Consider the following 5,094-nt stretch of genomic DNA (forward strand, 5'->3'; position numbering starts at 1 on the left):
GCACTGCGTCAAAATCAAGGCGACGCATTGACACGCCTCGCACCGTGGAGCAAGAATGTTTCACAAAAGCGCACGGCGTAGCAAGGTCACATCATCGCGGTCGGGCGTTTAGCAGCCCGGCACGACGATCACGACGACGCGGCCCCACGTCACGCCTGCATCAGCAACTCAGTCTCTCGGGACGCTTAGGTCAAACGCGGATATGGCTGCCTCCAAATCTTCTTCCTCATCTTCATCGGGTTCGTCGCGTTCTTCGGGTAAAGCCGGGGCTGCGGATACAGCAGCGAACACGCCGTCCGGCGTGCCAGGTGCGGACCCCGCCGCCATGCAAAAGATGTTCGAGCAATGGCTCAACACATGGCGTTCGGTCGCCGATCCTTCGTCGTGGCAAAAGCTCTCGGCACAAGCCAATGCGGGGTCATCGGGCGCGCCGGGTGCGAATCCGTTTGCGGCTTTCGGCGCCATCCCTGGCTTTGCGGGTTTTCCCGGCGGTAACGGCAACATTCAATCCATGTTTGCGTCGATGCCCGGTATGCCGGCCATGCCGAAGATCCCGACGGCCGCGATTGCGCCGCAACGCCTGCAGGATTTGCAGGCGAGTTTCTCGCGCGACGCCACGGAACTGATGAAGCAGGCGGGCGCGCAAAGCATCGATTTGTCGACATTGAAAGACCGGCGTTTCAGCGGCGCCGCCTGGCAAGCCACACCGGGTTTTGCGTTCGCGGCCGCGTGGTACGTGCTCAACGCGCGTTATCTGCAGGAACTTGCGGAAGCGGTCGAGGGCGACGCCAAGACGCGCGAGCGCATTCGCTTCGCCGTGCAGCAATGGGCGGCGGCAGCATCGCCGAGTAATTACATTGCGTTGAATCCGGATGCGCAGAAGGCGTTGATCGAAAGCCGCGGCGAGAGCCTGCAGAAAGGCATGATGAATCTGCTCGCGGACATGCAGCGCGGCAAGATCCAGCAAAGCGATGAATCGGGCTTCGTGGTCGGCAAGAACATCGCGACCACCCAGGGTTCGGTCGTGTTCGAGAACGACCTGCTGCAATTGATCCAGTACACGCCGCATACCGCGACGGTGCGCGAGCGGCCGCTCCTGATCGTGCCGCCTTGCATCAACAAGTTTTATATCCTCGATCTGCAGCCCGAAGGTTCGCTCGTCGGCCACGCGCTCGATGCCGGTCATCAGGTTTTCATGATCTCGTGGCGCAATGCGGATGCATCGATTGCGCACAAGACGTGGGACGATTACATCGACGAGGGCGTGCTTACGCCTATCGATGTGGTGAAGCAGATCAGCGGACGCGAGCAGATCAACACGCTCGGCTTCTGCGTGGGCGGCACCATGCTCGCGACGGCCTTGGCCGTGCTGGCCGCGCGCGGGGAACATCCGGCGGCATCGATGACCTTGCTCACCGCCATGCTCGATTTCTCGGATACGGGCGTGCTGGATGTTTTTATCGATGAACAGCATGTGAAGATGCGCGAACAGACCATCGGCGGAAAAGACGGTACGCCCGCGGGCCTGATGCGCGGCGTGGAGTTCGCGAACACGTTCTCGTATCTGCGCCCGAACGACCTGGTGTGGAACTACGTGGTCGACAACTACCTCAAGGGACGCACGCCGCAAGCGTTCGATCTGCTTTACTGGAACAGCGACTCCACCAATCTTCCCGGGCCGATGTTCGTCTGGTATCTGCGCAACACGTATCTGGAAAACCGCCTGCGCAATCCCGGCGAGCTGACCGCCTGCGGCGAACCGGTGGATTTGTCGCTGATCGACGTGCCCACGTTCCTGTATGGCTCGCGCGAGGATCACATCGTGCCGTGGACGGCGGCCTACGCATCGGCGCCGTTGCTCACCGGCCCGCAGACGTTCGTGCTCGGCGCATCGGGGCACATTGCGGGCGTGATCAATCCGCCGTCGAAAAACAAGCGCAGCTTCTGGAAGCTGGACACGACCGATAAGACTCTTCCCGAGAACGCAGACGACTGGTTCGAAGGCGCGACCGAGCATCCGGGAAGCTGGTGGACAACCTGGACCGCCTGGCTCGATGGACACGGCGGCAAGAAAGTAAAGCCGAAGCCGGAACTGGGGTCAGCAGATTTCGCGGTGATCGAGCCGGCGCCGGGACGCTACGTCCTGCAGCGGGACCAGTGACCGGCATGCGGACCAGACCTGATTGCATTTCAACTGCGACAGGTCAACAGTAGGCGAGTAATTACACGCGACGCGCACGCTCTCCGGAGCGCCGCGTGCATCGTCAGACAAAGGGTCAAGCAGGCTTCCCGAAGCGGGCTACCACTTTCGATTATCAAAGGAAACGGAAATGACAGACGTAGTGATCGTATCGGCTGCACGGACGGCAGTCGGCAAATTCGGCGGGTCGCTGGCGAAGATCGCCGCGCCTGATCTCGGTGCAATCGTGCTGCGCGCGGTGCTGGAGCGCGCGAACCTGAAGCCCGAGCAGATCAGCGAAGTGATCCTCGGCCAGGTGCTTACGGCCGGCTCCGGCCAGAATCCAGCGCGTCAGGCGCTGATCAAGGCGGGCTTCCCGAATTCGGTTCCGGGCATGACCATCAACAAGGTGTGCGGCTCGGGCCTGAAGGCCGTGATGCTCGCGGCAAACGCGATCATTGCCGGCGATGCCGACATCGTGGTCGCAGGCGGACAGGAGAACATGAGCGCGGCGCCGCACGTGCTGCCGGGTTCGCGCGATGGTTTTCGCATGGGCGACGCCAAGCTGATCGATTCGATGATCGTCGACGGCCTGTGGGATGCGTTCAACTCCATCCACATGGGCGTGACCGCAGAAAACGTCGCGAAGGAATACGGCATCTCGCGCGCGGACCAGGACGCGTTCGCTGCGTTGTCGCAGAACAAGGCGGAAGCGGCGCAGAAGTCCGGCCGTTTCGACGATGAAATCGTGCCCGTCGAGATTCCCCAGCGCAAGGGCGACCCCGTGCGCTTTGCCACCGACGAATTCGTGCGCCACGGCGTGACGGCCGAGTCGCTTGCATCGCTGAAACCGGCGTTTTCGAAGGAAGGCACGGTGACGGCGGCGAATGCGTCCGGCCTGAACGACGGCGCTGCAGCCGTGATCGTGATGTCCGCGAAAAAAGCCGATGCGCTCGGCCTCACGCCGCTCGCGCGCATCAAGGCGTACGCGAATGCGGGCGTCGATCCCAAGATCATGGGCATGGGTCCGGTGCCGGCATCGAAGCGGTGCCTGGAACGCGCGGGCTGGTCTGCAGGCGATCTCGACCTGATGGAAATCAACGAAGCGTTCGCTGCGCAAGCGCTCGCGGTGCATCAGCAGATGGGCTGGGATACATCGAAAGTGAACGTGAACGGCGGGGCAATCGCGATCGGCCATCCGATTGGTGCGTCCGGCGCGCGGATCCTGGTCACGCTGCTGCATGAAATGCAGAAACGGGATGCAAAGAAAGGGCTGGCGTCGCTGTGTATCGGCGGCGGCATGGGCGTGGCGCTTGCACTCGAGCGCCCGTAGGGAGGCCGTGCGAGCGGGCACGGTGCGCTGTACCAGCGCGCATAACGATAAACGGAGCGAGCAATGACTAAACGAGTAGCGTATGTAACGGGCGGTATGGGTGGCATTGGCACGAGCATCTGCCAGCGGTTGCACAAGGACGGCTACACGGTCGTCGCGGGTTGCGGACCGAATTCGCCGCGCCGGGTCAAGTGGCTCGAGGAACAGAAGGCGCTCGGGTACGAGTTCATCGCGTCGGAAGGCAACGTGGGCGACTGGGAGTCGACCAAGAATGCGTTCGACAAGGTCAAGGCCGAAGTCGGCGAGATCGACATCCTCGTGAACAACGCCGGCATCACGCGCGACGTGGTGTTCCGCAAGATGACGCATGAGGACTGGACCGCGGTCATCGATACCAATCTGACGAGTCTCTTCAACGTGACCAAGCAGGTGATCGACGGCATGGTCGAGCGCGGCTTCGGGCGCATCATCAATATTTCATCGGTGAACGGCCAGAAAGGGCAGTTTGGCCAGACGAACTATTCGACGGCGAAGGCCGGCATTCACGGCTTCACGATGGCGCTCGCGCAGGAAGTGGCGACCAAGGGCGTGACGGTCAATACCATTTCGCCGGGCTACATTGGCACGGACATGGTTAAGTCGATCCGCCCGGACGTGCTCGAAAAGATCGTCGCGACCATTCCGGTCCGCCGGCTTGGGCGGCCTGAGGAAATCGGGTCGATCGTGGCGTGGCTGGCATCGGAGGAATCGGGTTTCTCGACCGGCGCCGACTTCTCGCTGAACGGCGGCCTGCACATGGGTTGAGGGCGCGAGGCACCGCGCGCGAGAGAACGTGGAGACCTTGCGCGCCGTGCTGCGGATGGCTTGACCTTCCGACCCCGGCGCCCACTACGAACCGGCGGCTTCCCGGCGCTCAAAGCGCATCAAGTCCGCCGGCACAGTTTGAGTTTTGCGTTTAAAGGCGTTACATGACCACTACAAAGAAATCCGCTGAACGGCTCATAAAAAAATATCCGAATCGCCGGCTCTACGATACCGAAACCAGCACCTACATCACGCTCTCCGACGTCAAGCAGCTCGTGCTCGATCAGGAAGAGTTCAAGGTGATGGACGCCAAGTCGTCCGAGGACCTGACGCGCAGCATCTTGCTGCAGATCATCCTGGAGGAGGAGAGCGGCGGGCTGCCGATGTTTTCATCGGTCATGCTTTCGCAGATCATCCGTTTCTACGGCAACGCCATGCAGGGCATGATGGGCACGTACCTGGAGAAGAATATCCAGGCGTTCATCGATATCCAGCACAAGCTCACCGACCAGTCGAAGGGTTTGATCGATGGCGGGAACGGGACGCAACTGAACCCGGAAGTGTGGTCACAGTTCATGAACATGCAGGCGCCGATGATGCAGGGGATGATGACGAGCTATATCGAGCAGTCGAAGAACATGTTCGTGCAGATGCAGGAGCAGATGCAGAACCAGGCCAAATCGATGTTCGCGACTTTTCCGTTCACACCGGGCGGTGCTGTTAATGCGGTCAATCCTGGCACGGTGTCGACCACGCCGCAAAGCGATCCGGAGCCGGA

Annotated in this window: 4 protein-coding genes; all 4 read left to right on the forward strand. The window is 61.4% G+C overall.

Annotated elements, in window-relative coordinates; translation table 11 throughout:
- Positions 1-325: 325 nt before the first annotated feature.
- Complete coding sequence (locus ACFFAR_RS24105) at positions 326-2,161, forward strand: PHA/PHB synthase family protein (RefSeq protein WP_375508595.1); 1,836 nt, start codon at positions 326-328, stop codon at positions 2,159-2,161.
- 169 nt (positions 2,162-2,330) lie between these two features.
- Positions 2,331-3,512, forward strand: a complete 1,182-nt coding sequence (locus tag ACFFAR_RS24110) for an acetyl-CoA C-acetyltransferase (RefSeq protein WP_061999520.1) — start codon at positions 2,331-2,333, stop codon at positions 3,510-3,512.
- Between the two features lie 63 nt (positions 3,513-3,575).
- Entirely contained in the window at positions 3,576-4,316 is a 741-nt protein-coding gene (locus ACFFAR_RS24115; protein WP_061999519.1) for a 3-ketoacyl-ACP reductase, read from the forward strand.
- Between the two features lie 164 nt (positions 4,317-4,480).
- Positions 4,481-5,094 (forward strand): polyhydroxyalkanoate synthesis repressor PhaR (gene phaR, locus ACFFAR_RS24120; protein WP_375508596.1); only part of this gene is annotated, 614 nt, incomplete at its 3' end.

It is taken from the genome of uncultured Caballeronia sp. (assembly GCF_964243625.1).
In the GTDB taxonomy this organism is placed as follows: Bacteria; Pseudomonadota; Gammaproteobacteria; order Burkholderiales; family Burkholderiaceae; genus Caballeronia.